Consider the following 23339-nt stretch of genomic DNA (forward strand, 5'->3'; position numbering starts at 1 on the left):
TCAACCAGCCATCCGCCACCAGGAGAGAGTCATGAGACCACTGAAGTCCCTCTTTGCGATCGCAGCCACCGCGCTCGCCGTGATCGCCGCCCCCGGCCTCGCGCAAGCCGACAAGCTGCAGGACGTGCTCGGCTCCGGCAAGCTGCGCGTCGGCCTCTTGACCGATGCCGCGCCGTGGGGCTTCAAGGACGACAAGGGTGAGATCGCCGGCTTGGATGCCGATCTCGCCAGGCTGATCGCCGCCGACATGGGCGTGAAGCTCGAGCTCGTGCCGGTGACGGGCGCAGCGCGTATCCCAAGCCTGCTCTCGGACAAGATCGACATCCTGATCGCGGGCCTCGGCGCTACGCCCGAGCGTGCCCAGCAGGTGATGTTCTCGCAGCCCTATGCCGTGGTGAATCTCGGCGTCTACGGCGCAAAATCGCTGCCTGCCGCCACCGGCAAGAAGCCGGACAATCTCGACGGCCGCAGCGTTGCGGTCGCCAAGGGATCGACGCTCGACGTCTGGCTCACCGACAACGCGCCAAAGGTGAAGCTGGTGCGTTTCGAGGACACGCCGGCCGCCATCGCCGCCTATCTCGCCGGTCAAGCCGACACCTTCGCCGAGAACAGCGCCATCGCGCTGAAGGTGCAGGACCAGAACCCGACCAAGGAGGTCGAGCTGAAATTCCTGATCCGCCAGTCGCCGGCCCATGTCGGCGTCCGCCAGGGCGAGCAGAACCTGCTCAACTGGATCAACACCGACATCTTCACCAACAAGCTCAACGGCAAGCTCGGCGCCCTGCAGCTGAAATGGTTCAAGGAAGAGCAGACGCTTCCGACGCTGTAAGCTCGCGCACGGTTCCCGCATCATGCGGGAGCCGGCCCTCACGAGGAGAATTCCGAGATGATCAAACGTTACGTCGTCGGCTCGCGCATGAGCCAGGCTGTCGCCGCTGGTGGCATGGTGCACATCGCCGGCCAGGTGGCCGATGATCGCAAGGCCGGCATCGTGTCGCAGACCCAGCAGGTGCTCGCCAAGATCGACGCCCTGCTGAAGGAGGCCGGCTCCGACCGCTCCAAGCTGATCGCGGTCAACGTCTTCCTTCCGCATATCACCGATTTCGACACCATGAACTCGGTCTACGACGCCTGGATCGATCCGGCCAATCCGCCGGCGCGCGCCTGCGTCGAAGCCCGCCTCGCCGATCCCGATCTGCGCGTCGAGATGACCGCGGTCGCATTGCTCTGACGGCCCCCTTCTTTCAACCTGCGGCCGGCGTCGGCGACGACGCGGCCACGAGGCCTCCCATGCATACCGGACTGTTTCACGACATCGACTTCGAGAAGGACCAGAAATGGTCCGGCCATCTCGGCATTCCCTTCTCGATCGATCGCTCCCCCTACTTCCAGCTCAAGATTCCGATCTTCCGGATCAAGAACGGCGCAGGCCCCAAGCTGCTGCTGATGGCCGGCAATCACGGCGACGAATATGAGGGCGAGATCACGCTGACGCGGCTCTATCGCCTGCTCGATGCCAGGGCCATCAAGGGCGAGGTCACCATTCTTCCCTTTGCCAACCTGCCTGCCGTGATGGCGGCCCGCCGCCGCTCGCCGCTCGACGAAGGCAATCTCAACCGCGCCTTCCCGGGCGATGCCGCGGGCACGCCGACGTTCCGCCTCGCGCATTTCCTCGAGCACGAGCTGTTTCCGCGGCACGACGTCGTGTTCGACCTACATTCCGGCGGCACCTCGATGGCGCATCTGCCCTGCGCGCTGATCGAGCGGCAGGGCCCGCCAGAAATGTTCGGCCACGCGCTGCGCCTGATGGAGGGGCTCGGGATGCCCTTCGCCTTCGTCGCCGAGAACGGTGCGACTGCGCCGACCTCGATGGCCGCGGCCGCACGCGCCGGTGCCATCGGCCTGTCGGGCGAATTCGGCGGCGGCGGCACCGTCACGCCGCAGACCATGGCGCTGACCGCGCGCGCCGTCGATCGGCTGCTGCTCGCGCTCGGCATCGTCCAGGCGCCCGTGCTGGGGCCACATGCGCCGGTCGAGCGCGCCACCGAGCTGCTGGCATTGCAAAGCCACGCGCAGGCGGTATTCGCGACGCGGCGCGGCTGGTTCGAGCCTGCGGTCATGGTCGGCGCGCGCGTTACGGCCGGCGACATCGCCGGCTGGTACCACGACTTCGAGCGCCCGGAACTCGCCGAAGAGGTGCTGCGCTTCCCCGCCGACGGCATCGTGATCTCGCAGCGCCTGCACACCGACAGCCAGAGCGGCGATTGCCTGGTCCAGGTCGGCCGTGCCTTGAAGCGCGAGGAGGTTTTGACGACGGGCTGAGTTCGATTAGCCTTCGTCTCGCATCACCGATCAGGATTCGATGACCGATCCGGCAAAGCCAGGCTATGACGATGTGGTGCGGATTCCGGCGCCGCCCGGACGCGCGAGCGCGACGGGACGGCCGCCGCGCATCGAGGAGGTGGCGGAACGCGCCGGCGTTGCGCCGATCACGGTGTCGCGGGTGCTGCGTCACCCCGAGAAGGTCAATCGCGAGACCCGCGAGCGCATCCTCGAAGTGATCGAGGCGACCGGCTACGCCTCCAACCCGCATGCGCGCGCGCTGCGCTCGGGCCGGTCCAACGTCGTCGTCGCCTTCGTCTCCAACATCCTCAGCCAGCAGTTTGGCCTCGCGGTGCGCAGCTTCGCCGCGACGCTGGAGCCGGAGGGCTTTGAGGTGCTGGTCGGCCAGACCTCCTACTCCTATGCCAAGGAGGTCGCGATGATCCAGTCGCTGCGCGGCATCCGCCCCGCAGCGGTGCTGTTCACCGGCGTGATCGAGCTGGAGGAGAACCGCGCGGCGCTTGCCGAGCTCGGCATTCCCGTGATCGAGACCTGGGCGTTTCCGCGCGATCCCATCGACATGCTGGTCGGCCTGCCCAATGCGGATGCCGGTGCGATGGCGGCGCGGAGGCTGGCCGAGGCCGGACATCGCCGCGTCGCCTTCGTCGGCCGCAGCAGCGGCCGTGGCGCGCTGCGCCGCGACGGCTTTCGCAAGGCGGCCGCCGAGCTCGGCCTCGAGATCGTCCACGAGATCGGCGTCGGCGAGATCACGGGGCTGGTCGACGGCCGCGCCGCCTTCACCGCCCTGCTCGCGCGCGGCGGCGACGTCGATGCCGTGTTCTGTGCCAACGATCTGCTCGCGACCGGCGCGCTGATCGAGGCCCGCGCCCGCGGCCTGTCGGTGCCGCGCGACCTCGCCGTGCTCGGCTTCGGCGACAACGACGTCGCCGACCAGATCACGCCCGGCCTCACCACCATCTCGTTCGACGCGGCGGCGGTGGGACGCATCGCGGGCGAATTGCTGCTGACACGGCTCTCCGGCGCGCCGGCAGCCGCGCAGCAGCTTGCAGTCGAATTGTCGCTGATCGAGCGCGGCAGCGTCTGAGTTTGCCGCTTACGCGACGCTCTTGAGATCCTGCTGGATCGCCGCCAGCAGCGACTGCAGCGCCGCGCTGTTCACGGGCGCGCTGTTCAAGGGCTTGGCCTCAGGGAACGCAGGCTGGACACTGGCGGGCTGCACACTGGCGCTCGGCGCACTGACGGCCTGGACGCTCGCGGGCGGCGCAACCTTGACCGGACGCTTCGGGAACGGAGGCCGTGGCGCCGGCATCGGGCCTTGAGCGAAATCCCCCTCCTCCTCGCTATGCACGAACTTGCCATGGATGACGTCGTCATGGCGGCCCATGACGAACATGGTGGCCCAATAGCCGGCGGCCAGGAGAATTACGCAGAAAATACCAATCTCTAACATCACGACACCTAAAATATGCGCGATGATTCAATGCCTTCGCCGGCCCGTCAATGAACCGAGGGTCACACCTGCGGCTTTTGCGGGCAGGTGTGGCCCGTCGGTGACACTTTGTTAACCATCGATGTCCGGCCTGTGACGCCCGTGCAACGGTGGGTCATCCAGACCTTGCAACCAGGCCTTGCCGCTACGCCTTGTCGGGGCTTACCCGAACCAATTGCTTGCCGAAATTGGCCCCTTTCAGCAGGCCCATGAAGGCGCCGGGCGCGCTTTCCAGACCCTCGGTGACGAACTCCTTGTACTTCACCCTGCCGTCGCGGACCCAAGCGGACATGTCGCGCAGGAAGTCGCCGTGGCGGCTGGCGAAGTCGGAGACGATGAAGCCGCGGAAGGTGAGCCGCTTGGTCAGCGTCGCGCGCATCATGGCGCCCGCCCACTTCGGCGGCTTGGCCTCGGTGTCGTTGTAATGGGCGATCAGGCCGCAGACCGGCACGCGCGCGAATGGATTGAGCAGCGGGAACACCGCCTCGAACACCGCGCCGCCGACATTCTCGAAATAGACGTCGATCCCCTTCGGGCAGGCATCCTTCAGCTTCGCGGCGAGATCGGGATCGCGGTGATCGATGCAGGCATCGAAGCCGAGCTCCTTCACGACGTAGTCGCACTTGTCCTTGCCGCCGGCGATGCCGATGGCACGTGCGCCCTTGATCTTCGCGATCTGGCCGACGGCCGAGCCGACCGCACCGGAAGCGCCGGCGACGACGACGGTCTCGCCTTCCTGTGGCTTGCCGATGTCGAGCAGGCCCGTATAGGCGGTCATGCCTGGCATGCCGAGCACGCCGATCGAGGTGGAGATCGGACCGAGCTTGGGATCGACCTTGATCAGACCCTTGCCGTTCGAGATCGCGTTGGTCTGCCAGCCGGTTCGTGCGCGGACGATGTCGCCGACCGCGAAATCGGGATTGTTGGAGGCCACGATCTCGCTGACCGCCTCGCCCTCCATCACGCCGTCGATCGGCACCGGCGCGGCGTAGGACGGCCCGTCGCTCATGCGGCCGCGCATGTAGGGATCGAGCGACAGCCAGATCGTGCGCAGCAGCACCTCGCCCGCGCCGGGCGTCGGCCCAGGCGAAAATCAGACGGTTTTGGTTCGCCGACGGGACGCGCGGCGAGCACGATGCGCTTGGCTTGGGACATGATGGCTTCCTCCGAATTTTGTTTCGGCGTGAACGGAAGCTGAGCGAGCGAGGCGCGTCAATACAAAAGCGGTGGTGTGGATGGTCGCGGACGCGCCGCGCCTCTCGTGTCCCGGACGCGCTGCAACGTGAAACGTTGCTGCGCAGAGCCGGGACCCACGCGGCTTGCACGCTCGGCGAGATGGGCCCCGGCTCTGCAGCGCATCACCGAAGAGGTGCTGCGCCGCGTCCGGGGCACGAGAGCGCTGCTAGAGGCGCGACCGAAGACTAACCCCCGCCCGGATAGTTCGGGGCTTCGCGCGTGATGGTCACGTCGTGGACGTGGCTTTCGCGCAGGCCGGCGCCGGTGATGCGGACGAACTGGGCCTTGTCGTGCAGGTCCTTCATATCCTTGGCTCCGACATAGCCCATCGCGGCGCGGAGGCCACCGGCGAGCTGGTGCATGACGTTGCCGACCGGGCCCTTATAGGGCACCTGGCCCTCGATGCCTTCAGGCACGAGCTTGAGCGTGTCCTTGATGTCCTGCTGGAAGTAGCGGTCGGCCGATCCGCGCGCCATTGCGCCGACCGAGCCCATGCCGCGATAGGCCTTGTAGGAACGGCCCTGCCACAGGAAGACTTCGCCCGGTGTCTCGTCGGTGCCGGCGAGCAGTGAGCCGACCATGGCGATGTCGGCACCGGCGGCCAGCGCCTTGGCGAGGTCGCCGGAGAACTTGATGCCGCCGTCGGCGATGACGGGGATGTCGGACTTCTTCGCGGCTTCCACCGCATCCATGATCGCGGTGAGCTGGGGAACGCCAACGCCGGCGACGATGCGCGTGGTGCAGATCGAGCCCGGACCGATGCCGACCTTGATGCAGTCCGCGCCCGCATCGATCAGCGCCTGCGCGCCATCGGTGGTGGCAACGTTGCCGGCGACGACCTGCACCGAGTTGGACAGACGCTTAATGCGGTTCACGGCGTGCAGCACGTGGCGGGAATGGCCGTGCGCGGTGTCGACGACGACAAGATCGACGCCGGCATCGATCAGCCGCTCGGTGCGCTCGAAGCCGGTGTCGCCGACCGTGGTGGCCGCGGCGACGCGCAGGCGGCCCTGGGCGTCCTTGCAAGCCAGCGGATGGGCGACCGCCTTCTCCATGTCCTTGACGGTGATGAGGCCGACGCAGCGATATTGGTCGTCGACCACCAGCAGCTTCTCGATGCGATGCTGGTGGAGCATGCGCCGCGCTTCGTCCTGGCTGACATTCTCGCGCACCGTGACGAGACCTTCATGCGTCATCAGCTCGGAGACTTTTTGCCGGCGGTCGGTGGCAAAGCGCACGTCGCGGTTGGTGAGGATACCGACCAGCTTGCCGGGCGTATTCTTGCCGGCGCCGGTGACGACGGGAATGCCGGAGATGCCGTGGTCGCTCATCAGCTTGAGCGCGTCATCGAGCGTCGCATCAGGGCTGATGGTGAGCGGGTTCACCACCATGCCCGACTCGTAGCGCTTGACCTGCCGCACCTGGGCGGCCTGCCCTTCGGGATCGAAATTGCGATGGATGACGCCGAGACCGCCGGCCTGCGCCATGGCGATCGCCATGCGGGCTTCGGTGACGGTGTCCATGGCGGAGGCCATGATCGGGATATTGAGCGGGATGGCGCGGGTGACGCGGGACCGGATGTCGACCTCGCCCGGCATCACATCCGACAGGCCCGGCTTCAACAGCACGTCGTCGAACGTAAAGGCTTCGCGAATGCCTTGTTGCACCGTGGCCATGTGCCAACTCCTTCCTGCGGCCCTGCCGCAAATAGCAATGGATGAGCGCCGCCCTCGGCGTACCTTGCGGCATCGCCGTCGAATCGGAGCCCATCAGTGGGGTTGACGCGGGTCGATAGCATGCCCGCGTGACGAATCAAAGCAATTCGGCCCGCTGGCCAGCCATGCACAGGCTTTTTAAGTAAATTCGGCGTGGATAGCCCGTCCGAACAGTCATTCCGGGGCGCGCGCCAAGTGACTTGCCCCCGAGAAGAGAGCCGAACGACGTGTCCCGCCATTGGGCGCAACCTTGAAGTGAGGGTCACACCGTTGTTACGCAGGATTTAGGTGCTATGCGTTGATCCGCAATGGTCCGCACAAGGCGACGGTGATAAGCCGCAAGTCCACCCTTCCTTCTGATTTTCATTACCAATCCGTCATGGTCGACAAGCAACGCGTCATTCCGCTGATCGTGGCCACTGCTCTCTTCATGGAGAACATGGACTCGACGGTGATCGCCACCTCGCTGCCGGCGATCGCGGCCGACATCGGTACCAGCCCGCTGACGCTGAAGCTCGCGATCACCTCCTACCTGCTGTCGCTCGCGGTGTTCATCCCGGCGAGCGGCTGGACCGCCGACCGGTTCGGCGCGCGAATGGTGTTCGCGATCGCGGTCGGCGTGTTCATGGTCGGATCGGTCGGCTGCGCGCTCTCGACCTCGGTGACCGATTTCGTGTTCGCGCGCATCCTGCAGGGCATGGGCGGCGCCATGATGACGCCGGTCGGGCGCCTCGTGCTGCTCCGCTCGGTCGACAAGAGCGCGCTGGTCAACGCCATGGCCTGGGTGACGATCCCAGCCCTCATAGGACCGGTGATCGGACCGCCACTCGGCGGCTTCATCACAACTTACGCGTCGTGGCACTGGATCTTCCTGATCAACATCCCGATCGGGCTGCTCGGCATCTTCATGGCCTTGAAGTACATCGATCCCATCAAGAGCGAGACGCAGGAGCCGTTCGATCTCTACGGCATGGTGCTCGCGGGCATCGGGCTTGCCGGCATCGCTTTCGGCCTTTCGGTCGCCGGTCTCAATTTGCTGCCCTGGGGCACGGTTGCGGCGCTGGTCGTCGGCGGCGCGATTTCGATGACGCTGTACGTCCTGCACGCGCGGCGCACGGGATCGCCGGTGCTGGACTTTTCGCTCATGCAGCTTCCGACGCTGCGCGCGGCGATCCTCGGCGGCTTCCTGTTCCGTCTCGGCATCGGCGCGCTGCCGTTCCTGCTGCCGCTCCTGATGCAGATCGGATTCGGCCTGTCGCCGTTCCATTCCGGCCTCGTCACCTTCGCCTCCTCGCTCGGCGCCATGGGCATGAAGACGCTGGCCGCGCGCCTGATCCGCGCCTTCGGCTTCCGCAATCTGATGACGGTGAACGCGATCGTCAGCGCGTTTTTCCTCGGCGTCTGCGCGCTGTTCACGGTGACGACGCCACTGCTGATCATCATGGTGATCCTGGTGGTCGGCGGATTCTTCCGCTCGCTCGAGTTCACCGCGATCAACACGGTCGCCTATGCCGAGGTCGAGACGCCGCAGATGAGCCGCGCCACCACGCTCGTCAGCGTCAACCAGCAGCTCGCGGTCTCGGCCGGCGTTGCCGTCGGCGCGGCCTCGGTGGAAACGACGATGTGGCTCAGCCATGTCAGCGAGCTCAATGCCGCCGTGTTCATGCCCGCCTTCGTCGTGGTGGCGCTGACCTCGGCGGCCTCGAGCTGGTTCTTCTGGCAGATGCCCGCCGATGCCGGCCACGAGATTTCCGGCCGCAAGGCGGTGGAGATCGCCAGCCGCAAGGGCGCCGGCAAGGGCGCGGCCAAGGCCGCCGTGAAGGCGGCGACCGAGGATACGCAGGACGTGCGGGACCAGCGGCTCGGCTAAAGCGCGATGAGATCAGGATGAATCGTCATCGCGCTTTAGGTTGTTGTTTGCGCATGATCCTTTCGGAAAACCGCTGCGCACTTTTCCGGATCATGCTTTAGGGCCCGACGACCGACGGCAACACCCGGTAGAGCGAAACGCCCAGACCCAGCGTGTCGGACAGAGTGAGCTTTCCGTTGATGACGGTGCCCGCCAGCGTGGTCTTCTGCAGCTCGGACGAATGGTTCGCATCAACCAGGAAGAGCGCCAGATTGCTGTGCGTCGCATCGATCAGGTAGCGCTCCACCGTCACCGACCCGTTGACGAAAGGCAGATTGTCGACGTCGAGCGAGAACGCCTCCGGCGTCTCGGCCGTCGTGTTGGTACCGAAGACGCGCGTCGCATCGTAATTGTACAGCATGATGTTGGCGGTGGAGCTGCTGCTGTCCCATGTCGCGAACGCATTGAGGTGGGAGCCGGATCCGCCGGTCAGAGCAGCCTGCACGCGCTGGCCGGACATCTTGTTGTACATCTTGAAGAGGTTCGCGACCGGCTTCGGATAGTAGTCGGCCGGATTATCGCCGTGCGGCACCTTATGCAGCAGGCTGGCCTGTCCCGTGTAGGGCGCGATGTTCGGATCGCCCTGGCCGTCGCCGATGATGAGGTACGATCCCATCGAGATCTTCTTCTTCACCGCTTCGAGCAGGAAAGCCGCCGTCCAGGCTGCCCCCTTGTGCGAGTAGTTGACGTCAGTCGCCTCATAGGCCGTAGGGCCCCATTCCGACAGGAACAGCTTCACGTCGGGCATGTTGGCATTGTTCGTCTTCAGCGCGTTCAGCTTGGCCTTGACCGTGTCGACCAGGTTGTCGAAGAACGCGAAACCCGCGGTACCGTCCGTCGAGCCATAATAGTGGAACGAGAAGCGATCGAGCCGCGAGTTGAATTTTGACAGGTAGGTGTCTGCCAGCGGATTGAAGGTCTGGTCGAGAAAGACTTCCTCCAAGGTCGGAAGATTCTCCGCCGGATAATAGTTGAAGCTCAGTCCAACCAGGGCCGGCCCGGCCATTTCCAGCGTCTTGCCGTTATAGTTCGGGTTGGCGGCGAGTTCGTTTCTGATGTTCACGATCGCCTGTGAGAAGACCTTCTGAACCGGCAAGAGCTGCCTGGGCAGACGGCGCGCATCGAGCTGATAGGGATAAGACAAGGTCGGGTCGTCGGCATTGGACATCGTGTGGGATTGCAGCGGGGGCCACTGTTTGAGGACATATTTGGCCGGGTCCATCCACCACAGCCAACGGCCCCATGATCCCAACGGCTTGAGCGTATAGGCGGACGGATTGGTGTCGCTCCAGTTCTCCGGGGCCGTATCGGCGATATCAACCTCGTTGCTGACCTCGAAGATGACGGATGGCGCCCCGCCGTCGAACGACTTCTTCGCGATATAGCGCACGAGAGCGTCAGCATATTTCTGGAAAAGTGCCGGAGCCGGTCCGTTCGCAGCCCAACTCTCGCCAGGGCCGTATTGCACCAGGCGCGGCGGCATGAAGGCCCCGACAGCCACGTGAGGCGAGAGCCCGCGATTCAGGGCCCAGTCAAGATGCCACCCCAGAGGCTGGCAGTCGCCCGGATGGAAGACGCCATCCATAGTGTAGCCGAACACATCCCCGGTCTGATCGACGTCGCAATAGACATCGCTGAGCAGCAGGCGCGTCCGCTTCATCCCGGTATCGGTGATGATCTGGTTGAACTGGTCGAACGCCTGTTCGGACGGGCTGTTGGCGCTCTGGTAGATCTTCTTGAGATCACCGAGATCGTCGTTGCCGCTGAGACCGATATTGTAGGGCGTCTGCGTGCTGACAACGATCGACGTGTCTGCACGCGACGTCGTGGCCGAACCGAGGCCGAGCGACGCAAAGGCCAGGAAGGACGCCGAGACAAAAACAAGGCGATGCTTGCAAACGCGCAAGCGCTGACGACATAGGCACTGCATGGACTGATCTCACCCGCTTGAATTGCAAGTGAAGGATCTACCAGCTCAAGATGTTATCAATGTGAATGTTATGTTAGTGCGAGAGTGACACGTCAGTTCGTGTCCGGCTGCCCACCCCGAAACCCTGTCGCGAGCACGTAGCGCTCCGACGAATCCTGCCGGCTCGCCGCCGGCTTCACATGGCGCACCGTTGCGAAGTCGCGCTTGAGCTGGGCGAGCAGATCGGCATCGGCGCCGCTCTGGAACGTTTTTGCCAGGAACGTGCCGCCGGGCTTGAGCACGTCGCAGGCAAACGCGGCCGCGGTCTCGACGAGGCCGACGATGCGAAGTTGGTCGGTCTTGCGGTGGCCGGTGGTGTTGGCGGCCATGTCGGACATCACGATATCGGCGCCGCCGCCGAGCATCGCGGTCAGCTTGTCCGGCGCATTGTTATCCATGAAGTCGAGCTGCGCGAAATCGACGCCGGGAATTTCAGGCATCTCCAGGAGATCGATCGCGACCACCTTGCCCTTGCCTTCCGTGGAGCCGACGCGTTTTGCTGCGATCTGGCTCCAGCCGCCGGGGGCGGCGCCAAGGTCGACCACGGCCATGCCGGGCTTCAAAAGACGAAACTTGTCGTCGATCTCAAGCAGCTTGAACGCGGCGCGCGAGCGGTAGCCCGCCGCCTTGGCCTTGGCGACATAGGGATCGTTGAGCTGCCGCTCCAGCCACAGCTTCGACGACAGCTTGCGCTTGCCGCCGGTCTTGACCTGGACGTGCAAGCGGCCGGTGGTGTCTTTCGCCATCTCACCAGCTCCTGAGCGCGCCGTCCTCGCGCATCATCTCGACCAGCATGCCCTCGCGCAGGCCCCGGTCGGCGACGCGCAGGCGCGGCAGCGGGAAGGCGCGCCTGATCGCATCGAGGATGGCGCAGCCGGCCAGCACGAGGTCGGCGCGCTCGATGCTGATGCAGTTGTTGTTGGCGCGGTCCTCGTAGCTCATGCCGAGCAGCTTGTTGATGGTCGCGGTGATGTCGGAATCATTCATCCAGATGCTGTCGATGCGGCGGCGGTCGTAGCGCGCCAGATTGAGATGGATGCCGGCGAGCGTCGTCACCGTGCCTGACGTGCCGAGCAGATGCATGTCCGCGAGGTCGCGGCCATGCTCCTGCGCGAACGGCGCGACATGACTGGCGACCTCCTGCTCCATCGCGGCATAGATCTCCGGCGTGACGTCGCGGCCGCCGAACTGCTCGGCGAGCGTGACCACACCGTACGGGATCGACATCCAGGCCTTGATGCGCGGCTCCGGATTTTCCGGATCGCGCTCGATCCGCACCAATTCGGTCGAGCCGCCGCCGATGTCGAACAGGATCGCGCCCCTGCCCCTGGGGTCGACCAGCGGCGAGCAGCCGAGCACAGCGAGCGAAGCCTCGGTCTCGCGGTCGATCACCTCGAGCTCGATCCCGGTCTCGGCGGCGACGCGGCTGCGGAAACCTTCGGCGTTCGACGCAGCGCGGCAGGCCTCGGTCGCGATCAGCCGCAGCCGCCGCGCCTTGCGCAGATTGATCTTGTCGCGGCAGATGCTGAGCGCGGCGATGGCGCGCTCGATCGCGGCCTCGCTGATGTTCCCCGTCGCCGAGACGCCCTCGCCCAGCCGGATGATGCGCGAGAAGGAATCGACCACGCGAAAGCCATCGCTGGTCGGACAGGCGATCAACAGCCTGCAATTGTTGGTGCCGAGGTCCAGCGCCGCATAGACGCCGGTTCCCGCTTGCGCGGGGACGGCCGGTTCGGGGGCAAACGCCACCGCCGCCATCGACCCCTCCAGCTCGCCGTGCGGCGCATGGCCGTCGCGGAGCCGCGTGTGGTCATTCATACAAATTGTCTTTCCGCGGCCGGTCGGGCCGGTCTGGAATGGATTTTTCGCCTGAAACATTAGCAGCGCGGCGGGTATGCGCAACATCGCATCACATGGGACCATGCCCATTCGTGCGTTGTCGTGAACGCGGGGGCGGGTTATCTGAACGGGGTCCGGTCCCCCGCTGCCGCGAAAATGCGCAAATGCCGGCTTTTCAGGTCATTTCCATGCAAGAACACACCAAATCCTCCACGCTCGAAAACGCTATTGCACTGCAAAAATACGGCGTCGGGCAGCCGGTCCGCCGTAAGGAAGACGACACGCTGGTGCGCGGCAAGGGCCGCTATACCGACGATTTCAACCTGCCCGGCCAGGCCTATGCCGTGATCGTCCGCTCCACCCACGCCCATGGCGTGATCCGCGGCATCGGCACCGATGCCGCCAGGGCGATGCCGGGCGTGCTGGGGGTGTGGACCGGAAAGGACCTCGATGCTGCCGGCTACGGCCCCTTCACCTGCGGTCTGCCGCTGAAGAACCGCGACGGCTCGCCCCTGCTCCAGACCAACCGCCAGCCGCTCGCGACCGACAAGGTCCGCTTCGTCGGCGATCCCGTCGCCTTCGTGGTCGCCGAGACGCTGGCCCAGGCGCGCGATGCGGCCGAGGCGGTCGAGCTCGACATCGAGCCCCTGCCCGCCGTGACCGATCCCGAGGAAGCCGCCAAGCCCGGCGCGCCGCAGCTCTACGACCACATCCCCAACAACGTCGCGCTCGACTACCATTACGGCGACATGGACAAGGTCAACTCCGCCTTCGCCGGCGCCGCCCATGTCACGAAGATCGACATCGAGAACACCCGCGTTGCCGTGGTCTCGATGGAGCCGCGCGTCGGGCTCGCCTCCTACGACAAGAAGACCGAGCGCTACACCATCCAGATGCCGACGCAGGGCGTCGCGGGCAACCGCGCCAACCTCGCCAAGAACCTGAAGGTGCCGAACGAGAAGGTGCGCATTCTCACCGGCAATGTCGGCGGCTCCTTCGGCATGAAGAACGTCAACTATCCCGAATACATGTGCATCCTGTACGCGGCGAAGGAATTGGGGAAACCGGTGAAGTGGCTGGACGAGCGCTCGACCAGCTTCCTCTCCGACAGCCATGGCCGCGCGCAGAAGATCCATGCCGAGCTCGCGCTCGACGCCGAGGGGCACTTCCTCGCGGCGAAGCTCTCCGGCTACGGCAATCTCGGCGCCTACATCACCGGCGTTGCGCCGGGGCCGCTCTCGCTCAACACCGGCAAGAACTTTTCCAGCGTCTACCGCACGCCGCTGATGGGCGTGGACATCAAGACGGTGCTGACCAACACCACGCTGATGGGCGCCTATCGCGGCGCGGGCCGGCCCGAGGCGAACTACTACATGGAGCGGCTGATCGACCGCGCCGCCGACGAGATGGGCATCAACCGCCTGACCTTGCGCAAGCGCAACTTCATCAAGCCGAACCAGATCCCGTTCGCGGCCTCCTCCGGCGTCACCTATGACAGCGGCGACTTCCAGGCCGTGTTCAACAAAGCGCTCGAAATCTCCGACCACGAGAACTTTGCCAAGCGCAAGAAGGATAGCAAGAAGATCGGCAAGCTGCGCGGCATTGCGGTCGGCTCCTATCTCGAGGTCACGGCGCCGCCGAGCGTCGAACTCGGCAAGATCGTGTTCGATCCTGACGGCACCGTGCAGCTCATCACCGGCACGCTCGATTATGGCCAGGGCCATGCCACCCCGTTCGCGCAGGTGCTGTGCCAGCAGCTCGGTGTGCCCTTCGAGAGCGTGAAGCTGGTTCAGGGCGACAGCGATATCGTCCACACCGGCAACGGCACCGGCGGCTCGCGCTCAATCACTGCGAGCGGTCAAGCCATCGTCGGAGCCTCGAAGCTCGTGATCGAAAAGGGCAAGCGCGCCGCCGCGCACATGCTGGAGGCGTCCGAGGCCGACATCGAGTTCGCCGACGGCAGCTTTACCATCGCCGGCACCGATCGCAGCATCGACATCATGGAGCTGGCCAAGAAGCTGCATGACGGCAAGATGCCGGAGGGCGTGCCCGACAGCCTCGATGTCGATCACACCAGCGAACCGGTCGCCTCGGCCTTCCCGAACGGCTGTCACGTCGCTGAAGTGGAGATCGATCCCGACACCGGCGTGGTGCAGATCGTGCGCTACAGCGCAGTCAACGATTTCGGCACGGTGATCAACCCGATGCTGGTCGCGGGCCAGCTCCATGGCGGCGTCGTCCAGGGCATCGGCCAGGCGCTGATGGAGCACGTCCGCTACGACGAAAGCGGCCAGCCGATCACCGGCTCGCTGATGGACTACGCCCTGCCCCGCGCCGGCGACGTGCCTTTCATGGAGGTCGGCGATCACCCCGTGCCCGCCACAACCAACCCGCTCGGCAGCAAGGGCTGCGGCGAAGCCGGCTGCGCCGGCAGCCTGTCGACGGTGGTGAACGCGGTGGTCGATGCGTTGTCGGACTACGGCATCAAGCACATCGACATGCCCTTAACCCCGGAGCGCGTGTGGCGCGCCATCCAGGATGCCAAGGGCAACGCGGCCTAGGGAAGTTCCGCGACCGCGACAACGCCGGGGCTTCGACTGGCGTTTCGACAGGGGTCACTTGATCGCCGTTTCGGCGGCGATCAACTCTTGTCCCTCCGTTGTCGCGATCGTTAGCCGTATTTTTTCCCCGCTGCGGCCGTCGGCAATTGCTGCCGAAATGCGATTTCCGTTGTTCGGATCGGCGCTCACGACCCCGCTGAACAGAGCTGTGTCACCCTGTTTCAACGTGACAAGCAACGGGATGGCCGGTTCGATGCTGAAGAACTCGACAACGGCGCGAGACGCCTCGGCCGAGAAATTGATCAGGATTTTCTCGTTCGCATGGGTCACGTTGCTCATGCCGACGGTCGGGCTGTAGGTTTCCGGAATCGACACCTCACTGCGTGCGGGAAAGTCGGCAGGGTGGAAGAACTGGTCTGACACACCCGCCCATAATTCGACATAAGGCCGCCACTCGTTTGGATCCTTGCGGGCGTCGGTTTCGCCGGTGAGCGACGGAAACCCCCACGTCCACATTTTCAAGCCCCGCGTGAGGGTATTGTCCGCAATGCGAATAATGCCTTCTGCGTTGTCATGATTGATGACGCCCCAGAAATTCCCGCCCTGCATATCCGGTGCGGCATAGGCGATGCCCATCGTTGGCCAGTTCTTGAAGTAGCGCAGGTTTTCGAAGCGCCGCGTGCCCATACCGGCGCTCTCGTCGCCGTCTGCCAGACGGGTCGACCAGGCCGGCGTCGTATAAGTTCGGATCGGCGCGATGATTTCGGCGCCGCCCGTTGCCCTGGGATTTCTAGGCTCCGACCCCGGAGCGAGTGTCGTGCACGTCCAGTACTCGTATTGGACAGCCTCGTCGTTCGGATTCTTCAGCACCACGCGCGCATCGAGTGCGGCACGATCGGCCTTCAGCGTAACGTAGTAGCTCGCCGCGATGCCGGTCGCGGCCCTGAACTTGCTGGGCCGCGCGGAATAGTCGAAGTCATCCTGGAACGACATCACGACCGTGACTTCGTCGGCGCCCTCCTTCACCACCCGGAGAGCCCACGGCTTCAGCCACGTCTTGCCATGCTCGGCATCCGGGAACGTTGGGAAGATTCCGCCGTACACCATCAGCCAGTCGTAGTAGAAATTTCCGGTCTTCATGCCGTAAGGCACTCCGACTTCCGTTCGATAAAGCTGCTCGTGGCCAGTCGGCTTGTAGACCATGGATAGAATACGCCCTCCGAATTCGGGCACGAGCGTTACCTTCAGATATCGATTCTCAAGCACATAGGATTTGAAACGGTGTTCGACGATCATGCTCTTGTCGAGCGATCCGCTGACAAAGCCATTCTCCGCATCGACGGCGAACTTGACGGTGCTCCACGTCGTCGTCTGCTCGCTGAGCGACACGCTATCGGGCATCAGTGCGGCGGCATGCACGCCGCAAAGCGCATGGAGCGACAAAAGGAGCGCTATTCCGAAGCAAAAGAGGGCACGCAAGGAGACCTCGACTGGCATTCAGGCCGCCGCCTGCTCGCGCGGCTGGTAGATCGCGGTGTGCTGGCAGTGCGCAATCGGCGTCGTGCCGTTGGCGACGACGAGTGCGTCGAGCTCGACGAAACGGTGGCCCTTCTTCTCGTAATTCGCGGTGACCTTGGCCTGCGCCGTGATCTCGTCGCCGGCGCGCGCGGCGGACAAAAGCTGCATGCGGCTGCCGACATGGATCCACGGGCCCAGAATCGTATTGTCCACCAGCACGCGGTTCATGACGCGCTGGATCAGCCCGGGGTGGCCGAGCCCCTCGCGCGCGAAAACCGGATCGGTCTCCCTGATGTCAGCGAGATAATCGGTGGCATCCTGCCCGGCCCAGCGGCGCGGCGTTGTGCCGAGCCATTTGCCCGTTTCGAACGTCGCGGGACTGACCGGCTTGCGCTCGGCAACCGCCGCGACCTCGACATAGTCGCTCAGCGACACCGCCGGAACTGCCGCCGGCAGCGAGGCCGTTCCGGTGGCGCAAAGCTCGGTGCGGCTGAAGACCTCGATCGTCAGCAGGCCGTTGTGCTCGGTCGCGTCGACATCGGCGGTCTCGCCGTCATAGACCGGCTTGATGAAGCGGGCCTCGACCAGCCCGCGCGACAGGAAATCGCGGCCCCAGCGCGCCACCGGCACGTGCATCATGTAGGCGAAGACGTCGACGCCCGGGACCAGCCCGCCGGAAAAGCCGAAGCGGCGCGCCACCGTGTCGTCATGCATCTTGTTTTCGGACTGTTTGGCGGTGTTGTAGGCCTCGACGCGCCAGGTTTCGAGCCGGTTCGGCATGGGTCATCTTCCCTAAGTTTCTTGCCTGTATTCTTGTCGTTTCGGGGGTAATCGTAGGCCCCCGGGAACACCGGTCAATCCCCTCGCCTTTGGGGCCCGAATGGGGTACCACGCGGCGAATGACTGACACCCCCACCCGCATCTATATCGACGCCGACGCCTGCCCGGTGAAGGACGAGATTTACCGTGTGGCGCTCCGGCACGGCGTGCCCGTGAGCGTCGTCGCCGGCAACTTCATCCGCGTGCCCCAAGATCCCCTGATCGAGCGCATTGCCGCAGGCAGCGGCATGGACGCGGCCGACGACTGGATTGCCGAACGGGCCAAGCCGGGCGACGTCGTCATCACCTCCGACATTCCGCTGGCGAGCCGCTGCGTCAAGGCGGGCGCCGACGTGATCGCGCCGAACGGAAAACCGTTCACCGAGGAGTCCATCGGGATGACGCTGGCGGTCCGGAATCTGATGACGGATCTGCGCTCGGCGGGTGAAGTCACCGGTGGCCCACGTTCGTTCGCACCGCGCGACCGCTCTGCCTTCCTCTCGGCGCTCGACCAGACGCTGCGCCGGATCCAGCGCCGCCGCGCCGACCAGGCCGCTACGAGCCAGAATTTGAGTCAAGGCTGATCATGGCGCCCCCGCTGATCCAACTGAAAGACATCAAGCTCACCTTCGGCGGCACGCCGCTGCTGTCGGGTGTCGAGCTCAACGTTGCGCCATCCGAGCGCGTCTGCCTGATCGGCCGCAACGGCTCGGGCAAGTCGACGCTGCTGAAGATCGCGGCCGGGCTGGTCGAGCCCGACGGCGGCACGCGCTTCGTGCAGCCCGGCGCCACCGTCCGCTATCTGCCACAGGAGCCGGATTTCGGCGACCACAAGACCACGCTCGCTTACGTCGAGTCCGGGCTCGCCCCTGGCGACGACCAGCATCAGGCCCGTTATCTGCTGGAGCAGCTCGGCCTCACCGGCGATGAGGACCCGCATAACCTCTCCGGCGGCGAGGCCCGCCGCGCGGCGCTGGCCTATGTGCTCGCGCCCTCGCCCGACATTTTGCTGCTGGATGAGCCGACCAACCATCTCGATCTCGCCACCATCGAATGGCTGGAACAGGAACTCGACAGCCGCCGCAGCGCGCTGGTGATCATCAGCCATGACCGCCGCTTCCTCACCAATCTCTCGCGCGCCGCCGCATGGCTCGACCGCGGCAAGATCAAGCAGATCGACCGCGGCTTTGCCTCGTTCGAGGGTTGGCGCGACGAGGTGCTGGCCGAGGAAGAGCGCGACCAGCACAAGCTCGACCGCAAGATCGTGGACGAGGAGCACTGGCTGCGCCACGGCGTCTCCGGCCGGCGCAAGCGCAACGTCAAGCGGCTCGCCAATCTGCACACCCTGCGCGACCAGCGCCGCAACTATCGCGGCACCGCCGGCAGCGCCTCGCTCGCCGCAGCGGAAGCCGAGCAATCCGGCAAGCTGGTGATCGAGGCGAAGGGCATCACCAAGGCCTATGGCGAGCGCAAGATCGTCGAGAACTTTTCGACCCGGATCCAGCGTGGCGACCGGCTCGGCATCATCGGCCCGAACGGCGCCGGCAAGACCACGCTGGTCAATCTGCTCACCGGCGGCGCGCAGCCGGATTCCGGGATCGTGCGGTTAGGGGCCAATCTGGAGACGGCCACGCTCGACCAGCACCGCGAGAGCCTCGATCCCAAGTCGACGCTGGCCGAGGCACTGACCGGCGGCCGTGGCGACCAGATCATGGTCGGCGGCAAGCCCAAGCATGTCGTCGGCTACATGAAGGACTTCCTGTTCGCCCAGGAGCAGCGCGGCACGCCCGTAGAGGTGCTCTCGGGCGGCGAGCGTGGCCGGCTGATGCTGGCCCGCGCGCTGGCCAAGCCCTCGAACCTGCTGGTGCTGGACGAGCCGACCAACGACCTCGACCTGGAAACGCTCGACGTGCTCGAGGAGATGCTTGGCGACTACGAGGGCACGGTCATCCTGATCAGCCACGACCGCGACTTCCTCGACCGCGTCGTCACCTCCGTGATCGCGCCTGAGGGCAACGGCAAGTGGATCGAATATGCCGGCGGCTACAGCGACATGCTGGCGCAGCGCGGTGCGGACCTGAAGCGCGAGACCGCGAAGGCACAACCGGTTGCGGAGAAGAAAGAGGAGCGCGCTGCCGCGCCCGCCTCCGCGCCCAAGCGCAAGCTGAGCTTCAACGAGAAGCACGCGCTGGAAACGCTGCCGACAAAGATGGAAACGCTGCAGGCCGACATTGCCAAGCTGCAGCGCGTGCTCGACGATCCCAATCTCTATGCGAAGGATCGCAAGACATTCGACGACACGTCAGCCGCCATCGCCAAGGCGCATGAAGACCTGTCCGCCGCCGAAGAGCGCTGGCTCGAACTTGAAATGCTCAGAGAAGAGATAGAACAAGCATAGATCGCAGGATGGGTAGAGCGAAGCGAAACCCATCGCGTAACGGGAATTGGTCCTGATGGGTTTCGCTTCGCTCTACCCATCCTACGGGGCCAAAAATAGAGAGAGCCAATGACCACTCCCCTCGCCGCCAAAATCGCCCGTGAATACGGCACGCCCTGCGCCGTCATCGACATGGACAGGGTCGAGCGCAACATCGCGCGCATCCAGAAGGCCTGTGATGATGCCGGCGTTGCCAATCGCCCGCACATCAAGACGCACAAGAACCCGACCATCGCCAAGATGCAGGTCGCGGCCGGCGCCAAGGGCATCACCTGCCAAAAGATCGGCGAGGCCGAGATCATGGCGAATGCCGGCATCGACGACATCCTGATCAGCTACAATCTTCTGGGCGAGGAAAAGATGGCGCGTCTCGGCGCGCTGAATGCCAAGACCAGGATGACGGTCGCCGCCGACAATTCGACCGTCGTTGCCGGCCTGCCAAAGGCCGCCGCGGCGTCGGGCCGCCCGCTCGCGGTCGTCGTCGAATGCGACACGGGCCGCAAGCGCGCGGGCGTCGAGACGCCGGCGGAAGCGATCGCGCTGGCGCGGGAGATCGCGGGATCCAAGGGGCTGGAGTTTGCCGGCTTCATGCTCTACCCGACCGAAACCGGCTGGGGCGATGCGCAGAAGTTCTTCGACGAGGCGCTGGCCGGCGTGCGCGCACACGGGCTGGACGCAAAGATCGTCTCGACCGGCGGCACACCCAACCTCGTCAATATCGGCAAGCTCAAGGGCGGCACCGAACATCGCTTCGGCACCTACATCTACAACGACCGCATGCAGGTCGCTGCCGGCTCGGCGACCTGGGACGATTGCGCACTGCACATCTATTCGACCGTGGTCAGCCGCGCCGCGCCCGAGCGCGGCATTCTCGATGCCGGCTCGAAGACGCTGACGACGGATACCGGCGGCCTCGACGGCCACGGCCTGATCCTGGAGCATCCCGAAGCCAAGATCGCGAAATTCGCCGAGGAGCACGGCTTCCTCGACCTCTCCCGCAGCAACACGCGGCCGAACGTCGGCGACGTCGTCCGCATCGTGCCGAACCACGTCTGCGTCGTCGTCAACATGATGGACGAGGTCGTGATGGTCCGCGGCGAGGAGATCATCGGCACGCTGCCGGTGGCGGCGCGCGGGAAGCTGCGGTAGGGCCACGTAGGATGGGTTTCGCTTCGCGAAACCCATCGAAACTTGCGCGGGCTTGAACGATGGGTTTCGCTTCGCTCTACCCATCCTACAAGTTCAACCACTCCAGCACGCCCCTGCCCGCGGCAGCGCCCGTCGCAAACGAGGCCTGCAGCAGATAGCCGCCGGTCGGCGCTTCCCAGTCCAGCATCTCACCGGCGGCGAACACGCCGGGCCATTTGCGCAGCATGAAGTTCTCGTCGAGCTCGGCGAAGGCGATCCCCCCCGCGGTCGAGATCGCGCGCTCGATCGGGGCTACTCCCGTAAGCTGAACCGGAATCGCATTCACCAGATGCGCCAGCTCCGCCGGCGAGAGCGCCGCCAGCGACCGGCCGGATGCGATGGCCGCCTCCTGCATCAGGCCGATGCCGACCGGCGACAATTGCGCGGCCTTGCGCAGGAAATTCGCCAGCGACTGCTTGCCGCGCGTGCCCGACAGGCGCGTGGTCAGCGCCTCGGTGGTGAGATCCGGCCGCAAGGCGATGGTCAGCGTCGCCTGCCCCAAACCCAGCACCGCTTCGCGCAGCTCCGCCGACAGCGCGTAGATCGCGCCGCCCTCGATGCCGCTGCGGGTGATCATCGCCTCGCCGCGGATCGTGTGTGCGCCAACCGTCAGCGCCACGCCCTTGAGCGGCTGGCCCTCGAAACGATCCCGGAAGACGTCGGACCAGGCGACTGTGAAGCCCGAGTTCGCGGGCCGAAGCGTCGAGATAGCAACGCCCTTCGCGGCGAGACAATCGACCCACGCGCCATCCGAGCCGAGCCGCGGCCAGCTCGCGCCACCCAGCGCGAGCACGGCTGCGCCGGCGGCGATGGCAAGCGGTCCATCAGGGGTTTGAAATTGGAGCCGCCCCTCGGCGTCCCAGCCGGTCCAGCGATGCCGAAGGGCGAATTGCACGCCTGATGCATCGAGCCGCCGCAGCCAGGCGCGCAGCAAGGGCGAGGCCTTGAACGTCTTTGGAAACACCCGCCCGCTGCTGCCGACGAAGGTGATTTGTCCCAGGCCTGCGCTCCAGTCGCGCAGCGCGTCGGGCGAAAACGCCTCGACCGCGGCGCGCAGATGCGGCATCGCCTCGCGGTAGCGGGTGAGGAAATCCGGCAGCTGCTCGCTGTGGGTGAGATTGAGCCCGCCCCGGCCGGCCATCAGGAATTTTCGGCCTGCGGACGGCATGGCGTCGTAGACGGTGACGCGGGCGCCGCCCTGCGCCAGCACCTCCGCCGCCATCAAGCCGGCGGGACCGGCACCAATGACGGCGACCTCAGTCAGAGCTTGATCCCCGCCCGTGCCGCAGCCTGCGCGACGTACTTCTGCGTCTGCTCGAACGCACCCTGCAACGCCCTGGCCTTCGACATGTCGCTGATCTCGGCGAAATGCGCGGCGATTGCGTCCGGGGTCCATTCGGCTTCCGGCAGGTTGATGCCTTCGCTCTCCAGGATCTTGATGACCGCGAACGATCCTGCACCGGCACCCATGATGGTGCGGGTCGGCGCGTCCTCGCTCAGCATGTACTCGACCGCGGGCGTGATCGCGTTCGGCTTCATCAACTGCAGCGCCTGCGGCGGCAGCAGCTCCTCGGTCATGCGGGTTGCCGCCGTCGGCGAGATGATGTTGACGCGGATGTTGGTCTTGCGGCCTTCCTCGGCGAGCACGTTCATCAGGCCGACCATGCCGGATTTCGCCGCGCCGTAATTGGCCTGGCCGAAATTGCCGTAGAGGCCGGAGGACGAGGTCGTCAGCACGATGCGGCCGTAATTGCGATCGCGCATGCCGGCCCAGGCCGCCTTGCAGCAATAGAAGGTGCCGACGAGATGCACGTCGAGCACCTTCTGGAAATCGGCCGCTTCCATCTTGCCGAACGATTTGTCGCGCAGGATGCCGGCATTGGCGCACATCAGATCGACGCTGCCCCACTCCTTGGTCGCGCGCTCGACCATGGCGGTGACCTGCTCGAAGTTCGAGACGTCGGCACCGTCGGCCATCGCCGTGCCGCCGGCTTTGCGGATCTCCTCGACCACGGCTTCCGCCGGCGAGAGCGAGCCGCCGGTGCCGTCGCGCGCGCCGCCGAAATCGTTGACGACGACTTTTGCGCCGCGGCTGGCGAGCCCCAGCGCATGCGCCTTGCCGAGGCCATTGCCCGCGCCGGTGACGATGGCGACGCGTCCGTCGAACCTGATTGCCATGATGCAGTTCCTGCTTCTTCTTCCTTCTCCCCGTGCGGGAGAAGGTGGCGCGCAAGCGCCGGATGAGGGGTATCTATCAACAGCGGAGCTCGCGGAGAGAGACCCCTCACCCGGCTTCGCTCCGCGAAGCCACCCTTT

Annotated in this window: 18 protein-coding genes and 1 pseudogene; 9 read left to right on the forward strand and 10 right to left on the reverse strand. The window is 65.4% G+C overall.

Annotation, left to right across the window (positions count from 1 at the left end):
- The first annotated feature begins 31 nt into the window (after positions 1-31).
- From VGR99_RS23730 to VGR99_RS23745, 4 genes are read left to right on the forward strand one after another with little or no spacing between them, the layout of a single operon-like run.
- The gene (locus tag VGR99_RS23730; protein WP_326901849.1) at positions 32-829 is read left to right on the forward strand and encodes a transporter substrate-binding domain-containing protein; all 798 of its coding nucleotides are present in this window, start codon (positions 32-34) and stop codon (positions 827-829) included.
- A gap of 57 nt (positions 830-886) precedes the next feature.
- Positions 887-1231, forward strand: coding sequence for a RidA family protein (locus VGR99_RS23735; RefSeq protein ID WP_018645782.1), 345 nt, complete (start codon positions 887-889; stop codon positions 1229-1231).
- 59 nt (positions 1232-1290) lie between these two features.
- Entirely contained in the window at positions 1291-2322 is a 1032-nt protein-coding gene (locus VGR99_RS23740; protein WP_326901852.1) for a succinylglutamate desuccinylase/aspartoacylase family protein, read from the forward strand.
- A 40-nt stretch (positions 2323-2362) separates the two neighbouring features.
- Positions 2363-3427, forward strand: coding sequence for a LacI family DNA-binding transcriptional regulator (locus VGR99_RS23745; protein WP_326901853.1), 1065 nt, complete (start codon positions 2363-2365; stop codon positions 3425-3427).
- Between the two features lie 9 nt (positions 3428-3436).
- Here the strand turns inward: VGR99_RS23745 and VGR99_RS23750 are convergent, their stop codons facing one another.
- The 3 genes and pseudogenes from VGR99_RS23750 to guaB form a co-directional block, all read right to left on the reverse strand.
- Complete coding sequence (locus VGR99_RS23750; RefSeq protein WP_326901854.1) at positions 3437-3793, reverse strand: hypothetical protein; 357 nt, start codon at positions 3791-3793, stop codon at positions 3437-3439.
- Positions 3794-3977: 184 nt separating this feature from the next.
- Positions 3978-4987: pseudogene (locus VGR99_RS23755) on the reverse strand (NADP-dependent oxidoreductase).
- A 266-nt stretch (positions 4988-5253) separates the two neighbouring features.
- Complete coding sequence (gene guaB, locus VGR99_RS23760; RefSeq protein ID WP_326901855.1) at positions 5254-6744, reverse strand: IMP dehydrogenase; 1491 nt, start codon at positions 6742-6744, stop codon at positions 5254-5256.
- Between the two features lie 418 nt (positions 6745-7162).
- On the opposite strand from guaB, the gene VGR99_RS23765 reads away from it, so the two are divergent.
- Complete coding sequence (locus VGR99_RS23765) at positions 7163-8653, forward strand: MFS transporter (RefSeq protein WP_326901856.1); 1491 nt, start codon at positions 7163-7165, stop codon at positions 8651-8653.
- Positions 8654-8750: 97 nt separating this feature from the next.
- Here VGR99_RS23765 and VGR99_RS23770 read toward each other — a convergent pair whose 3' ends face one another.
- The 3 genes from VGR99_RS23770 to VGR99_RS23780 all read right to left on the reverse strand — a co-directional run bounded on the left by VGR99_RS23770 (position 8751) and on the right by VGR99_RS23780 (position 12479).
- Positions 8751-10598, reverse strand: coding sequence for a hypothetical protein (locus VGR99_RS23770; RefSeq protein ID WP_326901858.1), 1848 nt, complete (start codon positions 10596-10598; stop codon positions 8751-8753).
- Positions 10599-10714: 116 nt separating this feature from the next.
- The gene (locus VGR99_RS23775; protein ID WP_326901859.1) at positions 10715-11407 is read right to left on the reverse strand and encodes an RlmE family RNA methyltransferase; all 693 of its coding nucleotides are present in this window, start codon (positions 11405-11407) and stop codon (positions 10715-10717) included.
- A gap of 1 nt (position 11408) precedes the next feature.
- Positions 11409-12479 (reverse strand): Ppx/GppA phosphatase family protein, encoded by a 1071-nt coding sequence (locus VGR99_RS23780; RefSeq protein ID WP_326901860.1) that lies wholly within the window; start codon positions 12477-12479, stop codon positions 11409-11411.
- Positions 12480-12688: 209 nt separating this feature from the next.
- Here VGR99_RS23780 and VGR99_RS23785 point away from each other — a divergent pair, with 209 nt between their 5' ends.
- Entirely contained in the window at positions 12689-15061 is a 2373-nt protein-coding gene (locus VGR99_RS23785) for a xanthine dehydrogenase family protein molybdopterin-binding subunit (RefSeq protein ID WP_326901861.1), read from the forward strand.
- A 54-nt stretch (positions 15062-15115) separates the two neighbouring features.
- Here the strand turns inward: VGR99_RS23785 and VGR99_RS23790 are convergent, their stop codons facing one another.
- Together VGR99_RS23790 and VGR99_RS23795 are read right to left on the reverse strand one after the other, a co-directional pair.
- The gene (locus tag VGR99_RS23790) at positions 15116-16558 is read right to left on the reverse strand and encodes a DUF5107 domain-containing protein (RefSeq protein ID WP_326901863.1); all 1443 of its coding nucleotides are present in this window, start codon (positions 16556-16558) and stop codon (positions 15116-15118) included.
- Positions 16559-17359 carry a hypothetical protein gene (locus VGR99_RS23795; protein WP_326901864.1) on the reverse strand — a complete coding sequence of 267 codons (801 nt, stop codon included), beginning with the start codon at positions 17357-17359 and terminating at the stop codon, positions 16559-16561.
- 119 nt (positions 17360-17478) lie between these two features.
- On the opposite strand from VGR99_RS23795, the gene VGR99_RS23800 reads away from it, so the two are divergent.
- The 3 genes from VGR99_RS23800 to VGR99_RS23810 all read left to right on the forward strand — a co-directional run bounded on the left by VGR99_RS23800 (position 17479) and on the right by VGR99_RS23810 (position 20984).
- Positions 17479-17982 (forward strand): YaiI/YqxD family protein, encoded by a 504-nt coding sequence (locus VGR99_RS23800; protein WP_326901865.1) that lies wholly within the window; start codon positions 17479-17481, stop codon positions 17980-17982.
- A gap of 2 nt (positions 17983-17984) precedes the next feature.
- The gene (locus VGR99_RS23805; protein WP_326901866.1) at positions 17985-19796 is read left to right on the forward strand and encodes an ABC-F family ATP-binding cassette domain-containing protein; all 1812 of its coding nucleotides are present in this window, start codon (positions 17985-17987) and stop codon (positions 19794-19796) included.
- Positions 19797-19904: 108 nt separating this feature from the next.
- On the forward strand, positions 19905-20984 hold the full coding sequence (locus VGR99_RS23810; RefSeq protein ID WP_326901867.1) for a D-TA family PLP-dependent enzyme: 1080 nt from the start codon (positions 19905-19907) through the stop codon (positions 20982-20984).
- 85 nt (positions 20985-21069) lie between these two features.
- Here VGR99_RS23810 and VGR99_RS23815 read toward each other — a convergent pair whose 3' ends face one another.
- Together VGR99_RS23815 and VGR99_RS23820 are read right to left on the reverse strand one after the other, a co-directional pair.
- Positions 21070-22287, reverse strand: coding sequence for a TIGR03862 family flavoprotein (locus VGR99_RS23815; protein WP_326902428.1), 1218 nt, complete (start codon positions 22285-22287; stop codon positions 21070-21072).
- On the reverse strand, positions 22284-23201 hold the full coding sequence (locus VGR99_RS23820) for an SDR family NAD(P)-dependent oxidoreductase (RefSeq protein ID WP_326901868.1): 918 nt from the start codon (positions 23199-23201) through the stop codon (positions 22284-22286). Before VGR99_RS23820 ends, VGR99_RS23815 begins: the two co-directional genes overlap by 4 nt.
- Between the last annotated feature and the right edge of the window lie 138 nt (positions 23202-23339).

Source organism: Bradyrhizobium sp. (assembly GCF_035935975.1).
In the GTDB taxonomy this organism is placed as follows: domain Bacteria; phylum Pseudomonadota; class Alphaproteobacteria; order Rhizobiales; family Xanthobacteraceae; genus Bradyrhizobium.

Coding starts and splice junctions, on each gene's coding strand:
- VGR99_RS23730 (WP_326901849.1), top strand. CDS start 32: ATGAGACCACTGAAGTCCCTCTTTGCGATCGCAGCCACCGCGCTCGCC.
- VGR99_RS23735 (WP_018645782.1), top strand. CDS start 887: ATGATCAAACGTTACGTCGTCGGCTCGCGCATGAGCCAGGCTGTCGCC.
- VGR99_RS23740 (WP_326901852.1), top strand. CDS start 1,291: ATGCATACCGGACTGTTTCACGACATCGACTTCGAGAAGGACCAGAAA.
- VGR99_RS23745 (WP_326901853.1), top strand. CDS start 2,363: ATGACCGATCCGGCAAAGCCAGGCTATGACGATGTGGTGCGGATTCCG.
- VGR99_RS23750 (WP_326901854.1), bottom strand. CDS start 3,793: ATGTTAGAGATTGGTATTTTCTGCGTAATTCTCCTGGCCGCCGGCTAT.
- guaB (WP_326901855.1), bottom strand. CDS start 6,744: ATGGCCACGGTGCAACAAGGCATTCGCGAAGCCTTTACGTTCGACGAC.
- VGR99_RS23765 (WP_326901856.1), top strand. CDS start 7,163: ATGGTCGACAAGCAACGCGTCATTCCGCTGATCGTGGCCACTGCTCTC.
- VGR99_RS23775 (WP_326901859.1), bottom strand. CDS start 11,407: ATGGCGAAAGACACCACCGGCCGCTTGCACGTCCAGGTCAAGACCGGC.
- VGR99_RS23780 (WP_326901860.1), bottom strand. CDS start 12,479: ATGAATGACCACACGCGGCTCCGCGACGGCCATGCGCCGCACGGCGAG.
- VGR99_RS23785 (WP_326901861.1), top strand. CDS start 12,689: ATGCAAGAACACACCAAATCCTCCACGCTCGAAAACGCTATTGCACTG.
- VGR99_RS23790 (WP_326901863.1), bottom strand. CDS start 16,558: ATGCCAGTCGAGGTCTCCTTGCGTGCCCTCTTTTGCTTCGGAATAGCG.
- VGR99_RS23795 (WP_326901864.1), bottom strand. CDS start 17,359: ATGCCGAACCGGCTCGAAACCTGGCGCGTCGAGGCCTACAACACCGCC.
- VGR99_RS23800 (WP_326901865.1), top strand. CDS start 17,479: ATGACTGACACCCCCACCCGCATCTATATCGACGCCGACGCCTGCCCG.
- VGR99_RS23805 (WP_326901866.1), top strand. CDS start 17,985: ATGGCGCCCCCGCTGATCCAACTGAAAGACATCAAGCTCACCTTCGGC.
- VGR99_RS23810 (WP_326901867.1), top strand. CDS start 19,905: ATGACCACTCCCCTCGCCGCCAAAATCGCCCGTGAATACGGCACGCCC.
- VGR99_RS23820 (WP_326901868.1), bottom strand. CDS start 23,201: ATGGCAATCAGGTTCGACGGACGCGTCGCCATCGTCACCGGCGCGGGC.